This window comes from Streptomyces sp. NPDC001634, assembly GCF_040298185.1.
GTDB lineage: Bacteria > Actinomycetota > Actinomycetes > Streptomycetales > Streptomycetaceae > Streptomyces.
In genome coordinates, this window is sequence record NZ_JBEOZU010000024.1 from 17,345 (window position 1) to 34,517 (window position 17,173).

17 protein-coding genes and 3 pseudogenes are annotated in these 17,173 nt (G+C 69.3%); 4 read left to right on the forward strand and 16 right to left on the reverse strand.

Going from position 1 to position 17,173, the window contains the following annotated elements:
* Positions 1-232: 232 nt before the first annotated feature.
* Both ABT186_RS17950 and bldG read right to left on the reverse strand, forming a co-directional pair.
* Positions 233-673, reverse strand: a complete 441-nt coding sequence (locus ABT186_RS17950; RefSeq protein WP_351225719.1) for an ATP-binding protein — start codon at positions 671-673, stop codon at positions 233-235.
* Positions 674-775: 102 nt separating this feature from the next.
* Positions 776-1,117: an anti-sigma factor antagonist BldG gene (gene bldG, locus ABT186_RS17955; RefSeq protein ID WP_009189842.1), complete on the reverse strand. Its 342-nt coding sequence runs from the start codon at positions 1,115-1,117 to the stop codon at positions 776-778.
* Between the two features lie 80 nt (positions 1,118-1,197).
* Between bldG and ABT186_RS17960 the strand changes: the two genes are divergently transcribed.
* On the forward strand, positions 1,198-3,744 hold the full coding sequence (locus ABT186_RS17960) for a DEAD/DEAH box helicase (RefSeq protein ID WP_351225717.1): 2,547 nt from the start codon (positions 1,198-1,200) through the stop codon (positions 3,742-3,744).
* 40 nt (positions 3,745-3,784) lie between these two features.
* Here ABT186_RS17960 and ABT186_RS17965 read toward each other — a convergent pair.
* The 8 genes and pseudogenes from ABT186_RS17965 to ABT186_RS18000 all read right to left on the reverse strand — a co-directional run.
* Positions 3,785-4,141, reverse strand: a pseudogene (locus tag ABT186_RS17965) (Rv3654c family TadE-like protein); the annotation flags it as partial.
* A complete protein-coding gene (locus ABT186_RS17970) occupies positions 4,138-4,548 on the reverse strand; it encodes a TadE family type IV pilus minor pilin (protein ID WP_351225715.1) in 411 nt (136 codons plus the stop codon). The pseudogene ABT186_RS17965 and the gene ABT186_RS17970, both read right to left, overlap by 4 nt.
* Positions 4,535-4,759, reverse strand: coding sequence for a DUF4244 domain-containing protein (locus ABT186_RS17975; protein WP_351225713.1), 225 nt, complete (start codon positions 4,757-4,759; stop codon positions 4,535-4,537). The genes ABT186_RS17970 and ABT186_RS17975 overlap by 14 nt, the downstream gene beginning before the upstream one ends.
* 127 nt (positions 4,760-4,886) lie before the next feature.
* A complete protein-coding gene (locus ABT186_RS17980; protein WP_351225711.1) occupies positions 4,887-5,762 on the reverse strand; it encodes a type II secretion system F family protein in 876 nt (291 codons plus the stop codon).
* The gene (locus tag ABT186_RS17985) at positions 5,759-6,601 is read right to left on the reverse strand and encodes a type II secretion system F family protein (RefSeq protein ID WP_351925735.1); all 843 of its coding nucleotides are present in this window, start codon (positions 6,599-6,601) and stop codon (positions 5,759-5,761) included. The genes ABT186_RS17980 and ABT186_RS17985 overlap by 4 nt, the downstream gene beginning before the upstream one ends.
* A 14-nt stretch (positions 6,602-6,615) precedes the next feature.
* A pseudogene (locus ABT186_RS17990) lies at positions 6,616-6,975 on the reverse strand (TadA family conjugal transfer-associated ATPase); the annotation flags it as partial.
* A 257-nt stretch (positions 6,976-7,232) separates the two neighbouring features.
* A complete protein-coding gene (locus tag ABT186_RS17995) occupies positions 7,233-8,357 on the reverse strand; it encodes a TniQ family protein (protein ID WP_351925737.1) in 1,125 nt (374 codons plus the stop codon).
* 600 nt (positions 8,358-8,957) lie between these two features.
* A complete protein-coding gene (locus ABT186_RS18000; RefSeq protein WP_351925860.1) occupies positions 8,958-10,106 on the reverse strand; it encodes a PP2C family protein-serine/threonine phosphatase in 1,149 nt (382 codons plus the stop codon).
* A gap of 377 nt (positions 10,107-10,483) precedes the next feature.
* Between ABT186_RS18000 and ABT186_RS18005 the strand changes: the two genes are divergently transcribed.
* Positions 10,484-10,720, forward strand: coding sequence for a restriction endonuclease (locus ABT186_RS18005; protein WP_351925739.1), 237 nt, complete (start codon positions 10,484-10,486; stop codon positions 10,718-10,720).
* Positions 10,721-10,880: 160 nt separating this feature from the next.
* Here the strand turns inward: ABT186_RS18005 and ABT186_RS18010 are convergent, their stop codons facing one another.
* From ABT186_RS18010 to ABT186_RS18025, 4 genes are all read right to left on the reverse strand, one after another.
* Positions 10,881-11,222: a hypothetical protein gene (locus ABT186_RS18010; RefSeq protein WP_351925741.1), complete on the reverse strand. Its 342-nt coding sequence runs from the start codon at positions 11,220-11,222 to the stop codon at positions 10,881-10,883.
* Positions 11,223-11,242: 20 nt separating this feature from the next.
* The gene (locus tag ABT186_RS18015) at positions 11,243-11,548 is read right to left on the reverse strand and encodes a UxaA family hydrolase (protein ID WP_351925743.1); all 306 of its coding nucleotides are present in this window, start codon (positions 11,546-11,548) and stop codon (positions 11,243-11,245) included.
* Entirely contained in the window at positions 11,476-12,117 is a 642-nt protein-coding gene (locus tag ABT186_RS18020; RefSeq protein WP_351925745.1) for a UxaA family hydrolase, read from the reverse strand. The genes ABT186_RS18015 and ABT186_RS18020 overlap by 73 nt, the downstream gene beginning before the upstream one ends.
* 186 nt (positions 12,118-12,303) lie before the next feature.
* Positions 12,304-13,191 (reverse strand): helix-turn-helix transcriptional regulator, encoded by an 888-nt coding sequence (locus tag ABT186_RS18025; RefSeq protein WP_351925747.1) that lies wholly within the window; start codon positions 13,189-13,191, stop codon positions 12,304-12,306.
* A gap of 134 nt (positions 13,192-13,325) precedes the next feature.
* On the opposite strand from ABT186_RS18025, the gene ABT186_RS18030 reads away from it, so the two are divergent.
* The gene (locus tag ABT186_RS18030; RefSeq protein ID WP_351925749.1) at positions 13,326-14,249 is read left to right on the forward strand and encodes an SDR family NAD(P)-dependent oxidoreductase; all 924 of its coding nucleotides are present in this window, start codon (positions 13,326-13,328) and stop codon (positions 14,247-14,249) included.
* Positions 14,250-14,594: 345 nt separating this feature from the next.
* Here ABT186_RS18030 and ABT186_RS47970 read toward each other — a convergent pair.
* Positions 14,595-14,968: pseudogene (locus tag ABT186_RS47970) on the reverse strand (helix-turn-helix domain-containing protein); the annotation flags it as partial.
* Here ABT186_RS47970 and ABT186_RS18040 point away from each other — a divergent pair.
* Positions 14,955-15,782 carry a TIGR02391 family protein gene (locus tag ABT186_RS18040; protein WP_351925751.1) on the forward strand — a complete coding sequence of 276 codons (828 nt, stop codon included), beginning with the start codon at positions 14,955-14,957 and terminating at the stop codon, positions 15,780-15,782. The pseudogene ABT186_RS47970 and the gene ABT186_RS18040 overlap by 14 nt on opposite strands.
* Positions 15,783-15,901: 119 nt before the next feature.
* Here ABT186_RS18040 and ABT186_RS18045 read toward each other — a convergent pair whose 3' ends face one another.
* A complete protein-coding gene (locus ABT186_RS18045) occupies positions 15,902-17,173 on the reverse strand; it encodes a TniB family NTP-binding protein (RefSeq protein ID WP_351925753.1) in 1,272 nt (423 codons plus the stop codon).

Consider the following 17,173-nt stretch of genomic DNA (forward strand, 5'->3'; position numbering starts at 1 on the left):
TGATCAAAACAGTGCGCGGTAAACGGAATTAGCCTTCACATGCTCTTCAGCATAAGATCACGCGCAGGCCACAGAACCCAAAAGAGGTAATGCCCCAAACCCATTGACTGGATTGCCGCTTGATCAAATTATCGGGTGATTGATCGTGAAGCAATTCACGAAGGCGGTACGACTTTACAAAAAGAAGGGCCCTGCACAGGCAGGGCCCTTCGGCACGTACGAGAGAGGAGTTTCAGGCGGTGAGCGTGGCGGGCGGCGTGGTCGGCCAGCTCATCCTGATCTGTCCGCCGTTCTCCCCGGCGGTGACCTCGACGTCGTCGACGAGACCACTGATGACCGCGAGGCCCATCTCGTCCTCCTCGGTCTCCGCGTCCGAGTCGTGGGCGTCGACGGCACCCGGCGCCTTGTCACCGGGCACCATATGCGGCGCCTCGTCGCCGACCTCGATGGAGAACTCCTTCTCCTCCTCGGTCAGCAGCACCCGCACCGGCGCCGAGATGCCGTTGCTCTGGTGCAGTCCGACGGCACGGGAGCAGGCCTCGCCGACGGCGAGCCTGACCTCGTCGAGTACGGCCTCGTCCACTCCGGCCCTGCGCGCCACCGCTGCCGCCACCAGTCGGGCGGTCCTGACGTGCTCGGGCAACGCGCTGAAGCGGAGTTCAACGGTGGCCATGCATCCCCCTCGGGACTCGGGCGTGCAGTCAGGGGGCCGGGCACTGGGGCCCGGTCCCCCTCATTACTTCTGCCGTCCGGGCACTACGGCCCGGAAACGGGGTCAGTCGGTGGCCGCCACCGCTTCATCGACCGAGGTGTGGATCGGGAACACCTTGGTGAGACCGGTGATACGGAAGATCTTGAGAATGCGCTCCTGGTTGCACACCAGGCGCAGGGAGCCCTCGTGGGCCCGCACACGCTTAAGTCCGCCCACCAGCACGCCGAGCCCAGTGGAGTCGAGGAAGTCCACGCCCTCCATGTCGACGACGAGGTGGAAATTCCCGTCGTTCACCAGCTCGACCAGCTGCTCGCGCAGCTTGGGCGCGGTATATACGTCGATTTCGCCACCGACCTCGACGACCGTACGATCGCCGACGGTACGGGTCGACAGGGACAGGTCCACGGATCCTCCAGCACCTTGCTATCGAGCGGTCGCCCCTCGGGACACCTCGGCAGAGCCCCCGGGACGGTTCGCCAGCCGCGATGGCATTCAATCACTTACCGGCAGGCGTGCACGACGCCTTGGTCCCATTGTCCGTCACGCCGGTGACACACTCGGTGCCGATGGCCAAGAATCACCGATCCGATCGACCCTCGACGGACCCCGCATCCCGCCTCGCGCCGGGCGTGGTCCTGGACCGGCTCGCCTCGGGACCGAGCAGGGCTTCGCGCATCACTCATACGGAGCACTTGCCCCCGCGCGAGGGCAGCCATGCCGTCTGGCCGGACCGGATCCGCGCGGAGGTCATCGCCGCCGTGCAGACCGCGGGCATCGAGCACCCCTGGGCCCATCAGGCGCTCGCCGCCGAGCACGCCCTGGACGGCGACTCGGTGGTCGTCGCCACGGGCACGGCGTCGGGCAAGTCGCTCGCCTACCTCGTCCCGGTGCTCTCGCGTCTGCTGGACGGCTCACAGGCCCCGAACGGGCGCGGCGCGACGGCGCTGTACCTGGCCCCGACGAAGGCCCTCGCGGCGGATCAGTGCCGATCCGTGAAGGAACTTTCACAACCTTTGGGCACGGCGATCCGCGCCGCGGTGTACGACGGCGACACGCCGCCCGAGGAACGCGAATGGGTGCGCCAGTACGCCAACTACGTCCTCACCAACCCCGACATGCTGCACCGCGGCATATTGCCCTCCCACCCGCGCTGGTCCTCCTTCCTGCGCGCCCTGAAGTACGTCGTCATCGACGAGTGCCACACCTACCGCGGGGTCTTCGGCTCCCACGTCGCCCAGGTCCTGCGCCGCCTTCGCCGCCTCTGTGCCCGCTACGGCGCCTCGCCCGTCTTCCTGCTGGCCTCCGCGACCGCAGCCGAGCCCTCGGTGGCCGCCCGCCGCCTCACCGGCCTCCCGGTCGTCGAGGTCGCGGACGACGCCTCCCCGCGCGGCGAGCTGGTCTTCGCCCTCTGGGAGCCCCCGCTCACCGAGCTGCACGGCGAGAAAGGTGCACCCGTTCGGCGTACGGCCACCGCCGAGACCGCCGACCTGCTGACCGACCTGACCGTGCAGGGCGTGCGCTCGGTCGCCTTCGTCCGCTCCCGCCGCGGCGCCGAGCTGATCTCGGTGATCGCCCAGGAGCGCCTGGCCGAGGTGGACCGCTCCCTGGCCCGGCGTGTGGCCGCCTACCGCGGCGGCTACCTTCCCGAGGAGCGCCGCGCCCTCGAACGTGCGCTGCACTCCGGCGAGCTCCTCGGTCTGGCCGCCACCACCGCCCTTGAGCTCGGCGTCGACGTCTCGGGCCTGGACGCCGTCCTGATCGCCGGCTACCCGGGAACCCGGGCGTCCCTGTGGCAGCAGGCGGGCCGCGCCGGCCGCTCCGGACAGGGCGCCCTGGCAGTCCTGGTCGCCCGCGACGACCCACTGGACACATTCCTCGTCCACCATCCCGAGGCCCTCTTCGACCAGCCGGTGGAGTCCACGGTCCTCGACCCGGACAACCCGTACGTCCTGGCCCCGCACCTGTGCGCAGCGGCGGCAGAACTGCCGCTGACGGACGACGACATTCCACTGTTCGGTCCCGCCTGCGAGGAGCTGCTGCCGCAGCTGGAGGCCGCGAAGCTGCTGCGCCGCCGGACGAAGGCCTGGCACTGGACGCGCCGGGAGCGGGCCGCCGACCTCACGGACATCCGCGGGGAGGGCGGGCGCCCCGTGCAGGTCGTCGAGGCCGGTACCGGACGACTGCTCGGCACGGTCGACGCGGGCGCCGCGCACACGACGGTGCACGAGGGCGCGGTCCATCTGCACCAGGGCCGGACGTATCTGGTGCGGTCGCTCGATCTGGAGGACTCGGTGGCCCTGGTCGAGGAGGCCAACCCGCCGTATTCGACGGTCGCCCGCGACACGACCTCCATCTCCGTCCTGGAAACGGACGTCGAAGTCCCCTGGGGCACGGGCCGGCTCTGTTACGGCTCCGTCGAGGTCACCAACCAGGTCGTCTCCTACCTGCGCCGGCGTGTCATCACCGGTGAAGTGCTGGGCGAGACGAAGCTCGACCTCCCTCCTCGTACTCTGCGCACCCGTGCGGTGTGGTGGACGGTCACCGAGGACCAGCTGGACCAGGCCCGGATCAGCCCGGAGATCCTCGGCGGCGCCCTGCATGCCGCCGAACACGCCTCGATCGGCATGCTCCCGCTCTTCGCCACCTGCGACCGCTGGGACATCGGCGGCGTCTCCGTCCCGCTCCACCCGGACACCCTCCTCCCCACGGTCTTCGTGTACGACGGCCACCCGGGCGGCGCGGGCTTCGCCGAGCGCGCCTTCCACACGGCCCGCGCCTGGCTGACCGCCACCCGTCAGGCCATCGCGTCCTGCGAGTGCGAGGCGGGCTGCCCGTCCTGCATCCAGTCCCCCAAGTGCGGCAACGGCAACGATCCGCTGCACAAGAGGGGGGCCGTACGGCTCCTCACGGTGCTTTTGCGCGGGGCGCCGGAGGATGCGGGGAACGAGGCAGGGGAGTCGGAGCCTGCGGGGCCGGGGGCGCCGCAGGCCCCTCCGGCGCCCCCGGTTCCGCCGGGCCCGCCCTCGCCCTGACCTCGACGGTGAACGGCCCCGAGACCGACGCCGCCGTAACGTCCGAGACATCCCCCGCCACGGCGCACCGCACGATCCGGCTGCCCTGGGCTTCTGCGATACGGCCCGCCGTGGTACACGCCGCCTCACCTCCCTCCATCCAGTGGTCGGCGGCCGCGAGCGCCGCCAGGTCGGCCGCGCCGGCCGCACGATGACGGACCAGCACGGCCTCCCCCTGGGCCAGCAGCACCCCGAACACGGCGCACAGGGCGCCGATCACGCAGGCGACCCAGACGGTCACCGAGCCCCGGTCCGAACACGGGCCCTGTGCACGGGCGTTCAGGAAAGCGAGCACGGAGCGGAAGCCGCGTGACCGGCGCGTCCTTGCCGGTCCGCCCGCGGGTTCACATCTCTTCACCGGTTCACCGCCACCGTGTCCTCCGCCAACGCGACTGCTTCATGGCGCAGTTCGAGAGGCAGCTCGTCCGGGCCCGGTGGGCGGGCGACGACCAGCACGTGCACAAGGTCGCCCTGCCGGGTCACCGTGACCCTCGCACCGTCCGGCGCCGCCTGGCGGGCCATCTCCCGGACCACGCGGGACGGCTCCTGCCGGGCCGCGGCCCGGGCCCCGGCCCGGGCCGCGTCCACGCACTGGATCTGCGCGGACGCGGCCAGCAGGGCCCAGAGGAGAGCCATCGCGAAGAGCACCAGGGCGGGCAGGACGACCGCGGTCTCCGCCGTCACGAACCCACGGTCCCGGCCTTGGCCCCGGCGTCGGCCCCGTCGCCGGTCCGGGCGTCGCCGCGCCCCGTCACATCCGGACATTGAGCGCCCTCTTCACGATGTCCTGGAGTTCCGCGCCGACCTGCCCGCTCGTCAGCACCTTGTAGAGCAGCGCAGCGAAGCCCACGGCCGCGATGATCCCCACCGCGTACTCGGACGTGACCATGCCGTCGTCCCCGTGCACCGCCGCCCGTACCCGGCGTACCAGCGCCCGCACCCGGGCTCGTACTCGTACTCGTACTGCTTTGGCCATCTCAACCCCCGTCAGGTTCTTGTCCTGTTGACCCAGTCGATCGGTCCGGATCACTTTGATCAGGTTCTCTAGGTCTGGTTACGTTTGATCATGTTTCGTTCCGTGGTTTCACCTCGTGCTGCCCGCGTCATCCGCCACCTCCCCCCAGCAGCCCTCCCGCGAGCCCGATCACGACGGGCAGCACCCCGACCGCGATGAACGCGGGCAGGAAGCACAGCCCCACCGGCGCGGTGACCATGACGCCCGCGCGGCGGGCCCGCGCCGTTGCCGCACGGCCCCACTCGGCGCGGGCGTCCCTCGCCAGGCGGCCGACCGGTGCGGCCGCCGGTACGCCGGATTCGCCCGCCCGTTCAAGGAGGCGCGCCAGCGCTGCGGCGCCAGGGAGGGCGGCGAGCCGCCGCCATGCGTCGGCCGGTTCGCCCCCGAGCCGCACCTCGGCCGCCCCACGGGCCAGCCGCTCCCCCACTGGCCCCTCCAGCGCCTCGCCCACCGCCTGGGCGGCCGACACCGGAGTCGCGCCCGCCGCGATGCACGCCGCCAGCAGATCGGCGGCCAGCGGCAGCTGACGGGCCGCCACGGCGTGGTCGTACTCCTCCGCGTCGCGGTCGCGTTCCTGCCGTGCCCTCCACCGCGAGGCGCCGACCCCGGTGATCAGCCCGGCCACCGGCCCGCCGAGCCCTCCGATCAGCACCCAGCCGGCACACACCGCCCCCGCGACCGGCAGCCATCTCCGCACGGCATCACGTGCCACCACCCGCCGCCGCAGCGCACCGGAGCCCTGTCGGCCGGGCTGGGCCACCCGCGCCTCGAAGCCCCGCCGCCGAGGCGTCACCGCAGGCGCCCGGAACCTTCTCCCCTCAGCCGCAACACCCGGCACCAGCACTGCACCCAGCCGTCGCCGCACCCTCCGTTCGCGTCGCGCGGCGGCGAGCATCCACACCGGCCACCACACGGCCAGCACTCCACACAGCACCCCCAGCCTGTGGACAACGTTCTCGCTCACGCCGCCTCCGCTCCCCGTACGATCCGCAGCGCCCACCACAGCCCCGCGCCCTCCAGCACTCCGCCGACCACGAGGCAGGCCAGTCCCGCTCCGGTGTGCAGCAGTACGTGCAGTGGGCGGGCGCCGAGCGCGGTGCCCAGGAGCAGGCCGAGAACCGGCAACCCCGCGAGCAGGACCGCCGTCGACCTGGCTCCTGCCAACTGGGCCTGCAGATCGGCCCGTTGATCGCGCTCGGCACGCAGGGCCGCCTCCAGCCGATCGAGCCCGGCCGCCAGGCCCGCACCCCGGTCCACGGCCACCCCCCAGCACGCTGACAGCCCCGACAACCCTTCGGCCCCCGGCTGCCGTGCCGCGTCCGCGAGTGCGCCCGGTACGTCCCCGCCGAACCGCGCCGCCGCCAGCACCGCCGCCTGCGCCTCGCCGAGCCCGCCCGAGTCGCGGGCCGCATGCAGCAGCGCCTCACCCGGCTGGCGCCCCGCGCGCACCTCCCCGGCGAGCGCCCCGCACAGCGCGATCACCGCCTCACCCCGGCGGTTCCGTGCCTGCCGCGCCTGGCGCGCCAGCCGCACCCTGCGCAGCACGGGGACACCGACGGCCCCGGCCAGCAAGGGCAGCACCGATGCGCCGAGCACAGCGAGCAGCGCACCCACGGCGACCGACCACCATTCGGCAGGCAACCGCCGCAGCCGTACGAAGGCCCGTTCCCAGGGCGGCGGGCCGACCACCACGGGCGCGCCACCGCTCGCGAACAGCAACCGGGCTCGCCGCGCCCCCGTGTCCGGGCCGCTCATCATCCAGGCCGCCGCGCCGGCGCACACCAGTCCTGCACCGACGGACATCTGGCCGATCCCCGTCACAGCAACTCACTCCCCTCAATTACGCCGCTCTCACCGCTTTTGTCGCTTCCGTTGCTTCCGCTGCTTCCGTCCCGAAGCAGCGACCACAGCCGCTCCCAGCCCCGCTCGCGCATGAACGCCTCCGGACCCCACCGCAGTGCGGGCACCGTCACCACCAGTCCCGACGCGTCCCGTTCCAGCACATGCACCTCCGCGATCCGGCGTCGCCCGGTCCGGTCGCGCACAAGGTGGAGGACCACCGACACCGCCGCCGCCAGCTGGCTGTGCAGCGCGGCCCGGTCCAGACCCGCCGCGGTGCCCAGCGCCTCCAGCCGGGCAGGCACCTGGGCCGCCGCGTTCGCGTGCAAAGTGCCGCAGCTGTCGGATGGCGGGAAAGATTTCAGATGGCACGTCGCTGACCAGGGCACTGAAATCTTCCGCGAGGTGACCTACATCACATTTGTCGCACAAAAGATTTCAGTGTCCGATCCACGCGCAGGCCAAGCCCGGGAGGATCGTCACTCACCGCGAAAAGAGCAGCTCATCGGAGAGCGGCGGGCCTGAAGCGTCAACGTCACCTAGCGCGTTCGACGAGGCAGGGCATCAGCTTGATCGTCGGCGCAGCAGTCGGTGCCTAGCGCAGAACCCGGCCGTTGTGCCCCTTCACCGAGGGGGCGGCGACCCGCACTGACTCGACGATTCGAGCGATGAGTCGCGTCGTGTCCTGCGGCGGCTTTTTACGCCATGCCTGATTCAGTGGCAACGCTCGAACCGGGAGTGGGCGGCCCGCAAAGTCAACGATCGCCCGGGCGGCAGACCACGGATCGCCACTGAATAGGATTTGGGCAGAGATTCGCAGTGCCGCTGTTTTAGCCATCGGTTTCGGCCCTGCAATCCTGGGTGCGTAGGCTCCTTGATTGGACGGCGTGCAGAAATCAGTAAATCCGTCAGCGACAACCGGGTCGGCTCCCTCAATATTTTCCGGTCTGGCTACGTGGAAGGCAAAGTCCGCCATGGCCGCCAGGTCGGCAAAAACACCTCGCAGCTGAACGGTGTCCGGTCGCGCCAATGCGAGGCGCTCTTCGAGGAATTTTTGCAGGTCAGCGAGCACTTCGTCGTGTAGATCAGGAGCCTTCCACTTTTTGTAAGCGGTGCCGCATCGCCACAGCATGACGTCTGTCATGCGATGCTTTTCGGAGCCGTGGCAGCTTCCTTGATCGAGGTTGACGTGCGCCCCGGGTAGTGGAGTATGGCATTCGGGGCATGCGGCCAGCAGATAGCATCGATGCCGCAAGCACGCAAACATCCATGGCGTACACCATTCGAGGGGCCAGCGTCCATCATTTTCTTCGACGCAAGAAGGGCAGAACTTAAATTCCCGCGGGTCGATCCAGCTAGCTTTCATAACCCGGAATAGGTTCCGCGGAGCGGTTTTGACCAGATCAAATTTCACGGCGGTCCCCAGGAAGCGCATCCAGGTCATCGCCTGCAGTTCGTCACCTGACAGTCCGGTTGCCTGTTCGACGCGCAGAACGGCCTCGTCGCCCAGGCCGTACACGAGCGACGTCGGCCCCGAGTCGGCGATGCGCGCCGCGTTGTCGCCCGGCCGCAGGAGCCCGCACGCCGTGGCCATCGAGGTGCGGGAGACCTCGTAGACCGCGCTCAGGTGTCCCAGCCAGCTGAGGAGCGACTCCCTCGGAAGCGGCAGAGGCACGACCGGCAGACGTCGGAGACTGCGGGCAGCGGAAGGGACGGGCACACGTCACGATACGACGGGCCGCCTCCGCGCACTGGTGGAAACCGCCCCCGCCCATGCGGAAGGAGGTGGTGGTGCAGTGCTCTCCTAGGCTCTCGGTGCAAGACAGGCAAGATCAGAGGAGGGGGAGCGCGTGGCGACGTACGGCGCTGAATACCTGAAGCGGTTGCTCGCTGCTGTGGAGCGGTTCGAGCGGGCCTTCGAACGCGAGACGTGTTCGTGGTCTGGTATGAGGAGCTGCGCCGTGATCGTCCGGACGACTTCGCTGTCGGGCCGGAGGAGTACGGCCGGGGCTTCTACTCCTGATCGGCGGTGCACTAGTTTGGAAGATCGCGTAACTGGGTCTTGGCTGACCTGGCGAAACGCTGACCTGCGTGTTCCCGGGACGTTCGCCGGGGTTCCCCGCTGTTCCCCCGCCGCAGTCCGTCGGATCGGGCACCCAGGGGCGCACCAGGCCCTCTTGCGGGCGCTCAGGCCCTGTGTCGGCAGGTCGGCTGCGCCCCCGCCCCATTCCATCACGGGGAGTTTGCGGCGCCTTCTCCCGGTGATGGTGGATCCGCTGCCGAGCTGGGCGGCCGAGCGGGCGAACGTGGCGGGCCAGGTTCACAGGCGCACGATGACCAGGGCGGTGTCGTCGGTGGCGTCACCGGGTGGGAGTAGGTCGGTGAGCACGGCGTCGGCGAGGGTTTCGAGGTCGTCTGCCTGGTGGCGGGCCAGGGAATCGGCGAGCCGGGCGAGGCCGGTGTCGATGTCTTCGCGGCGGCGTTCGATCAGGCCGTCGGTGTAGAGCGCGAGGACGGCGCCCTCGCGGAAGGCCGCGGCAGCCTGGATCCGGGGGACGTGTTGAGGGCGGGCACCCAGTGGCGGGTCGGTGGCCTGGTCCAGGAACTCGACGTTCCCGTCCCTCTGCAGGAGCGCCGGTGGGGGGTGGCCGGCGCTGCTGTAGGTGATGGTGTGGGTGTCCCAGTCGATGAAGGTCGTGGCCACGGTGGTGTTCTCGGCGCCGTCGATGGTGCGGGCGTACAGCCCGAGGACGTCCAGGGCGCGGGCCGGGCCTTCGGCGACGAGGGAGGCGGCGCTGAGGACGCTGCGCAGTTGTCCCATGACGCCGGCCGCGGACAGGCCATGGCCGACGACGTCGCCGACGGCGACGGCGATGCGGTCGCCGGGCAGGTCGACCAGGTCGTACCAGTCGCCGGCCACATTCAGCGCTTCGGCGGCGGGCCGGTAGCGTACGGCCGCCGGGTGGCGGCCGACCGGGCAGGGAGGGGGCAACATGGCTTCTTGCAAGGTCAGCGCGACTTCACGGGCGCGGATGAGTTCGGTGAGTTCGGTGACGTCCTCCACCCGGTGCACCAGCAGCGCCACCCGCCCGTCCGGGCCGAAGACGGGAACGTTGGTCAGGGTCCAATACCGCTCATGCCATACCCCAGGCTGGTCGGGGTCCTCCAAGTCGTAGCGCTGCAGGGCTATGGTGTCGCGCTCACCGGTATCCGCCACCCGGCGCAGTGACGCCAAAACTTTGCGTACGAAGGAGTACTTCTCGGGGCGGTCCAAGAACTCGGGGAGGTCCTCGAGCAGGAAGCGACCGACCCATTCCTCGCAGGTGGTGCGGCGCTGCTCGAGGTTACGGCGCGTGATGCGCAGGAACTCCGCGTTGACGTCCACGAAGATCAGCTGCGGGGTCAGCAACGCCACCGCCCCTGGGAGGGCCCGGAACACTGCCGCGTAGTCGACCGCCGGTTCTTCCATGATTTTCCTGCCTGCCACGCTGATGTCTGTCCTTTCACGATACGAGCGAGTAGTCACAGCTCGCCCCATGATGTGGCAGCGTTCCCACGCCGTCGGTGCGCCTTGTGTACGGATCACGCAGGGTGGAAGGCCGTCCCTGCCCGCCACCCGGCACCGGAACACCTACGCTCCGAGCGTGCCGGGGATACGAGGCTCAGGACGAGGGGACCTCGACGGTGGCGGCGCGGTCGGCGGAGTCTCAATGGGCGACGTCAAGCGCCCCTGGTGCGATCAGTGGCCGAAGAAGTGAAGGGGCGAGTCCCTGACCTGCGGACGTGTAATCGATCAACGCTGCGACCTGCGACTTAGCTGTCGACGGTTGTCAGCGTTGGTCGTCGTTGAGCACCCTCCGACGGCGCCGAGACGGCCCGCGAGGGCGCTCGGCTCGCCATGGCGTCCTTGTCACCACCTCCTGGTTCGGCACCGCCAGCAAAGACTTCGCCCAACGCACCGGCCGCATGGAACTCATCGACGGCCGCGGACTCAAAGCCCTCCTCAAAGAACACCTCGACATCGACGCCCTTATCGGCCTCCCCAAAATCCCCACCGGCTGGCACCCACAAGATCTCCGCTGACCAAATCAACGACACCACACGGCGTCCGAGGCCGGCGAAAGCGGGCTGCCCGATGCAAGTGCACGTCAAGATGGACGAAAGCGCGGCGGAAGTGGAACTGCGCGCGCTGTACGGATGGCTGGCACAGGAGCAGGCCGTGCGGACCACGGCGTCAATCGCCCTACTGGAAGACCGCGGCGAGGCCGGGGCGAGCGGGAGTGACCGGCATGCCGTATCCGACGACGGCGTTCAGCGGGCTGGTACCGGCCTTGAGCACGGCGCCCAGGGATTTCTCCCAGATGGTCGTGATCCCGCCGACCCGGTTTCCCTGGGACGGGTTGCTGTCGAGAGTCGCGCCGTTGTCGCCGACGTCCTCCTGCCACCAGACGATGAGTTCGTCGATGCGTGCGGCCGACGCGGGGTTCGACGCGCTGTCACGCACCAGATGATGGGCGCCGTAGATCTCCGGGGTCTCGCCGAGAATGATCTTCCCACCGGCCTCGACGAGCAGGTCGGCCGCCACACCGAGCGTGGGATTGGCGGTCAGTCCCGAATAGGCGTCACTGCCGCCGCACTGAAGCCCAGGGTCAGCTCTGCGAGCGGGATCGGTACTCGACGCGACTCCGTCACCTGCGCGACCAGATGCGAGATGTGTGCAAGCGCCGCGTTCACCGTCGCCGCGGTGCCGCCCAGTTCCTGAATCGTGAGCGTCTCGACCCCCGCGTCGTCGCCCGCGAGGAGATTCTCCGGCTGATTCACCTCGCAGCCGAGACTGATCACGAGGGTCGCTGCGACGTTGGCATGTCCGAGGTGCCCGCGCAGAGTCCGCCGCAGGATGTCGTCCCCCAAAGTGCCTTCCCCATGCCGCAGCCGAGGTCGTGCGGGAGCGCGATGATGCCGTCGAGGCCCCGTGTCCCCTTGTGCAGGTCGTCGACCCGCCGCGCGATCATCCGGGCCACTGTGGCGGAGCAGTTCACGGTCGGGACGACGTCGATGTAGTTCCGGGTCGCCGCGCGGCCGTCCACACGGCTGTATCCGAGGAAATGGTCTCGCGTGGGGGCCGCACCGGTCGGTTGCGTACGCGTCGGCGATGTGCTCGGTCGGGCTTCCTCCCACCGGCCGATTCCCAGGTTGTGCACGTGGACGTGCCTGCCCGCGGGGATGTCGGCCAGCGCCACGCCGATGATTTCGCCGTACTTGCGGACGGGAGCGCCCTTGGGAATGTCCCGCAGCGCGACCTTGTGGCCGGCGGTGATGTCCTCGACGGCCGATACCGTGCCGTCGGCCACCTCGATGGGCGTTCCCCGTGATATGTCCCCGAGGAGCATTCCGATGTCATCCAGGCCGGGACGGGGCACGAGCGGCCGGGCGGCGGCCGCTGTTCCCGGCCCCAGCGGATCACGGCGATCATTGGCCACGTCATCGACCGTAGGACGCCGACGCCGTCCAGGGGAAACACGGTTATCGACGGGGAATCCTCCGGAATACGAATGCCCCGTGCGGTCCTGGAGCCGGGTCGCGCATTCCGGGTCGATGAGCACCGAGTGGCAATCCCGTTGCCGGAGGGATGCATACACCGGCAGAGACACCCGGGAGCGGGCCTGTCAGGGCATGGTGCGCCCAGGTGCTCGGGTCCGGTCGGTTGCGGCCCCTGTACCGCTGACATGGTCAGGGGCGTACATGCTGGCGAGCAGGCGCAGGCGTTCCTCGGAGGGGCTGCCCGGCTGCGCGTGGTAGGTGACCAGCGTTTGCCCATCAGTGCCCGGGACCAGCAGCTTTTCGTAGTGCAGTTCCAGAGCGCCTGCCTGCGGGTGCTGGAGGAGGCTGGTGCCGGTGGTCTTGTGCTTGACGTCCTGCCGGGCCCAGAGAGTGCGGAAGCGCTCGCTGCGCAGGGAGAGCTCTCCGACGATCTCGACAAGACGCGGGTCTTCGATGTCCGCGCCGACGACCGAGCGCAGGTACGGAACGATCCGGGCGGTCATGTCCTCCCAGTCCCGGTGGAGTTCCCGCATCTCCCGCTCGAGGAACGCGGCCAGAATGCCGTTGCGCCCGGGCGCGTTGAACGGTGAGAGCACGATGGCGAGGCTGTTGGCGGCCAGGACGTCCATGTACTTGCCGTGGACGTACGCCGGGGTGAGTGGCCAGGAGTCGATGAGCGCGCGAATACCGTCGCCGACCTTTTCGGGCTTGCGGGGCCGCTTGCGCCGCGGGCTCTTGCGTGTGGCGATCTCCAGTAGGTAGGTCGTCGCCTCCTCGTCCAGCTGCAGGGCGCGGGCGATGCTGCGCAGAACCTGCTCCGAGGGGTTCTTGTCGCGGCCCTGCTCCAAGCGGTTGTAGTAATCGGAGCTGATCCCCGCGAGGAAGGCGACCTCCTCGCGGCGCAGCCCCGGGACGCGCCGGTGGCCCTGATCCCGGGCCTCGTCGGGTCGGACCAGCTCCCTGCGGGCGCGCAGATACCGGCCCAGTGCGTTGGCGTCTGCGGCGGCTGTCATCGTTCCAGCGTACGGGCGCGCTCCGGGCTCGTGAGTGGCCCTGTCAGTCCCAGTCTCAGCCCGTCCTGGTACGTCCCGCGCCATTCGGCGCAGGCTGCCGGTGCACGTTCGCAACGACCGGAGGAATGCTTCACATGTCTCAGCTCTTCACGACCCCGTACGACCGCGACAGCACCGCCACGGAGGTGATCGAAGGTGTGGACCTGTCAGGCAGGCGGGCGATCGTCACGGGGGCCGGCTCGGGCATCGGCGTGGAGACCGCCCGCGCTCTGGCGGCCAACGGCGCCGAGGTCACGCTCGCCGTCCGCCGTCCGGAGGCCGGCGAGCAGGTCGCGGCCGACCTGCGCGGGGCCACCGGGAACGAGGCGATCCACGTCACGCGCCTGGACGTGGCCGACCTGGAGTCGGTGCGGGCGTTCACGGCCGCCTGGCAGGGTCCGCTGCACATCCTGATCAACAACGCCGGCATCATGATGCCGCCGGAGCTCGAGCGGGGCATCGGCGGCCACGAGCAGCAGTTCGCCACCAACTACCTGGGGCACTTCGCCCTGGCCCTGGGGCTGCACCGCGCCCTCGCCGACGGTGACGGCGCGCGCCTGGTCTCGGTCTCCTCCAGCGGCCATCTCTTCTCCCCCGTCGTCTTCGACGACATCGACTTCCGCTTCCGCCCGTACGACGCACTCGCCGCCTACGGCCAGTCCAAGACCGCCGAGGTCCTCCTGGCCGTCGAGGCGCAGCGCCGCTGGTCCGGCGACGGCATCACGGCCAATTCTCTGCACCCCGGTGCGATCGCCACCAACCTCCAGCGCCACACCGGGGGCCTGCGGACCCCCGAGCCCTACCGCAAGACGATCGGGCAGGGCGCCGCAACCACCGTGTTCCTCGCCGCTTCCCCGCTGGTCGAAGGCGTCGGCGGCCGTTACTTCGAGGACATCAACGAAGCGCCCGTCGCCCACGCCCGGCCCACCGAATTCGGCGTCCCCGGCGTGGCCGCCTACGCGCTGGACCCGGAGAACGCCGAGCGCCTGTGGGAGCTGGCGAGCGACATCGTCCGCTGAGCACCACGGGATCCCCCCGTGCCTCACCTGAACCATTGAAAACAACGAAAGAAGGGAATGATGACGGCGACGATAAGAGGCCGCGCGGATAGGCGCGGTTGGGGACACCGGCAACAGGACGGGCACAGGTCCCGGTGACCATGGAGTTGCGACGCTCTGTGATCACTGGGGAGACCTGTGCCCGCGCTTCCATCATGGCTGACCGAACCGCTCTGGGACCAATTCGCCGCGCTGCTGCCCGAGAGGCCGGAGTACTGAGCTGCCCCGAGTTTTGTAGCGGCCGATCTTGTGTGTTTCAGGCTGCGTTCGGGTTGGTGATGGAGCGGTGGTAGGCCGCCTCGAACTCGAAGCCCGGTACTCCAGCCGGCCGCCACGGGGCGCGGCGTTGCGCCGCAGCTCCCGGGATACCGTCGATGGATCGCGACCGAGACGTCGCGCGGTCTCCCGGACTCCGATGCCCTGCGCTTTGAGGATCGCGATCTCTTCACGCTGTGAAAGGACAGGTACCGGCCGGACTGCGGAGCAAGATCCATTGGTGGCATGCCGCCACCGTGACGGAACCACCTGCAACCCGCCGCCTGGGATACGCCAACCGCAGCTGCCGCCTCCTCGGCGAGCAACCCCTTCGCGATCTCCCGCCAGAACTGACGTTCTACTTCCCGCCGAAGCGCCGGCGCACCCGGGGACTTCATCGGCGACCGTCCAGTGAGCGCCGCCATCCACCCTGCTGGCCTGCCCATCAACACCTCCGAGGACGAGGCGTTGCAACGACCGATTGAATCCGCCTTGTTTCCTACGGTCCATGTGAAGGACGGGCAGGATCAGGGGACAGTGCGGGAGCTTGAGCTCGACGTGGCGGAGACCGCAGGCGCTGCTGCGCGGGCTGTCGCCGTCACCGGGGCTCGTATCGGTGTCGCTGGACTCGGCCCGGTCGATCCCATCGCGAACTGGTCACTCCTGTCGGCTCCGAAGGCACTCTTCTCGCCGCAGGATGTCCGCAATACAGCGGCGACGGTCCGGGGCCGGCTGAGCATGATGATCGACGAGGCCGAGGCGGCCGCGGAGACGGCTGTGCCCGGGTTCGCCCCGTCTGAGCTGCATCCGGTCATCTGGACTGCGGCGGCGGCGCATTGGACGACCCATCAGTACCGGGTCGCGGTTCGTGAGGCGTCGGAGGCGCTGACCGTGCATTGGAAAACGCGCCTGGGCCGCCATGACGTGGACGACACCCCACTCTGGCAGCAGACTCTCTCGCCGGGTGAGCCTGAGCCTGGCAGGCCCAAGCTCGCGTGGCCTGGCGATCCCGCGGACAAGACGACCAAGAGCATGCGTGGTGGGCTGGAGCCGCTGGGCAAGGCGTTGAACAGCCTGGCGACCGGACTGAATCTCACGGTCAGAAACGTCACGACGCATACCCGTGACGAGTTGAGCGAGCAGAAAGGCATGGAACGCCTGGCCGCCTACAGCTACTTCGCTCGTCTCCTCGACAAGTGCGAAGTCCGCCGCGTCGACGAAGCGCCCCAGACCACCTGAGCTGCCTCAAGCCGTCGGTCAGATCCCCCGATGGATGACGCCAACTGGTAGGCGGGGCCTGGCTCGTTCGGGTCGGCTGCGTCTGCCTTCCTGCTCGTCACGGCGTGGCGAGGGGTGTTCTAGCCGGCGGCGGCCTGGCCGTCTTCGTCCTCGGGGTTGTGGCGTTGCTCTGGTGAGGGAGGCAGAGGCTCTTCGTGCCACATGGCGTCGTACGTGCTCTGCGCGTGCTCGTTGATCACGATGGTCTCGAGGAGGGCGCGGTCGATGCGCTCCGTGCCGGTGAGCACCGCGTCGGCCGCCGCTTCGCGGATGAGTTCCGCCAGGGAGCTGATGTTGCCTCCGGTGCGGCGGTACAGGTACTTCCACTCGCCGACGAGGGTGCCGTGCTGGTGTTTGTACAGGACGAGGGCTTCTTCCATCGCGGTGATGACGGAGACCCAGTCCTCCTTCTCTGCCCTGGTCCGGATGCCGTAGGGGGTCATGTGGAGCAGGAGGTTGCGGCCGGCGGTCTGGGTGGCGCGGCGGCCGCCGGTGCCTTCGAGGAAGAGGCCGGAGTGCTTGAGGTCGACGCCGGTGTAGATGAAGGTGGCCGCGGTGTGGTTCGCGATGTGCTTGAGGTGGTCGTTGACGACCTTGCCCTCCTTGAGGGAGAGGTCCATGAAGTGGGCGTCATCGATGATCACGAGTTCGACGCCGACGCGGCGCATGTTCTCCAGGACGAGGCGGGTGATGTCGCTCTTGGTGGCACCGGTGCGGTAGTGCTGGCCGAGGTACTCGGCGAGCGCGATGGACAGGTCCTTCGGCGTGGCCTGGGAGGGGATGTTGACGTAGACGACGGGCGTGTAGTCGATCACCCGCCCGTCGACGATGTACTTCTTGTCGTAGCGGTCGGGATGGTTCAGCCGCAGTTCGTGCTCGAAGTCGTAGGCGAACGTCTTGACCAGGGTGGACTTGCCGAGGGTGGCGGGACCGTCGAGGACGATGCCGCGTCGGGCGCCGGCCGGCTGGAAACTGTTGGTCATCATCCGGCGGCGGATCTGGTGGTGGATGGACTTCATCTGGCTGGTGCGGACGATGACCAGGGCGCTGTGGTGGGCCACCCGGGCCGCGTTGTGCCGGCGTTGTTCTTCGGTGCTGAGCTGCTCATAGGCCTCCAGCGGCAGCAGGACCGGCTTCGGCGGGAGAACGTAGTCGAGGTATTCGCGCCATTCCTCCTTGGTCCGGGGTTCGGACAGGCCGGGATGCTTGAAGTCGCCTGCTCCGTAGGCCTCTTCGGGCTGCTCTTCGGGCTGCTCTTCGGACTGCTCTTCGGGCTGCTCTTCGGGCTGCTCTTCGGGCTGCTCTTCGGGCTGCTCTTCGGGCTGCTCGTCGGACGGGTCGGGGGTAGTCAC

Bases quoted from the DNA above. Each gene is read 5' to 3' on its own strand.
- ABT186_RS18030 (WP_351925749.1), top strand. From the start codon at position 13,326: ATGTCTCAGCTCTTCACGACCCCGTACGACCGCGACAGCACCGCCACG.
- ABT186_RS17970 (WP_351225715.1), bottom strand. From the start codon at position 4,548: ATGTCCGGATGTGACGGGGCGCGGCGACGCCCGGACCGGCGACGGGGC.
- ABT186_RS17950 (WP_351225719.1), bottom strand. From the start codon at position 673: ATGGCCACCGTTGAACTCCGCTTCAGCGCGTTGCCCGAGCACGTCAGG.
- ABT186_RS17975 (WP_351225713.1), bottom strand. From the start codon at position 4,759: ATGGCCAAAGCAGTACGAGTACGAGTACGAGCCCGGGTGCGGGCGCTG.
- ABT186_RS18025 (WP_351925747.1), bottom strand. From the start codon at position 13,191: ATGACAGCCGCCGCAGACGCCAACGCACTGGGCCGGTATCTGCGCGCC.
- ABT186_RS17960 (WP_351225717.1), top strand. From the start codon at position 1,198: ATGGCATTCAATCACTTACCGGCAGGCGTGCACGACGCCTTGGTCCCA.
- ABT186_RS18000 (WP_351925860.1), bottom strand. From the start codon at position 10,106: ATGGAAGAACCGGCGGTCGACTACGCGGCAGTGTTCCGGGCCCTCCCA.
- ABT186_RS17985 (WP_351925735.1), bottom strand. From the start codon at position 6,601: ATGTCCGTCGGTGCAGGACTGGTGTGCGCCGGCGCGGCGGCCTGGATG.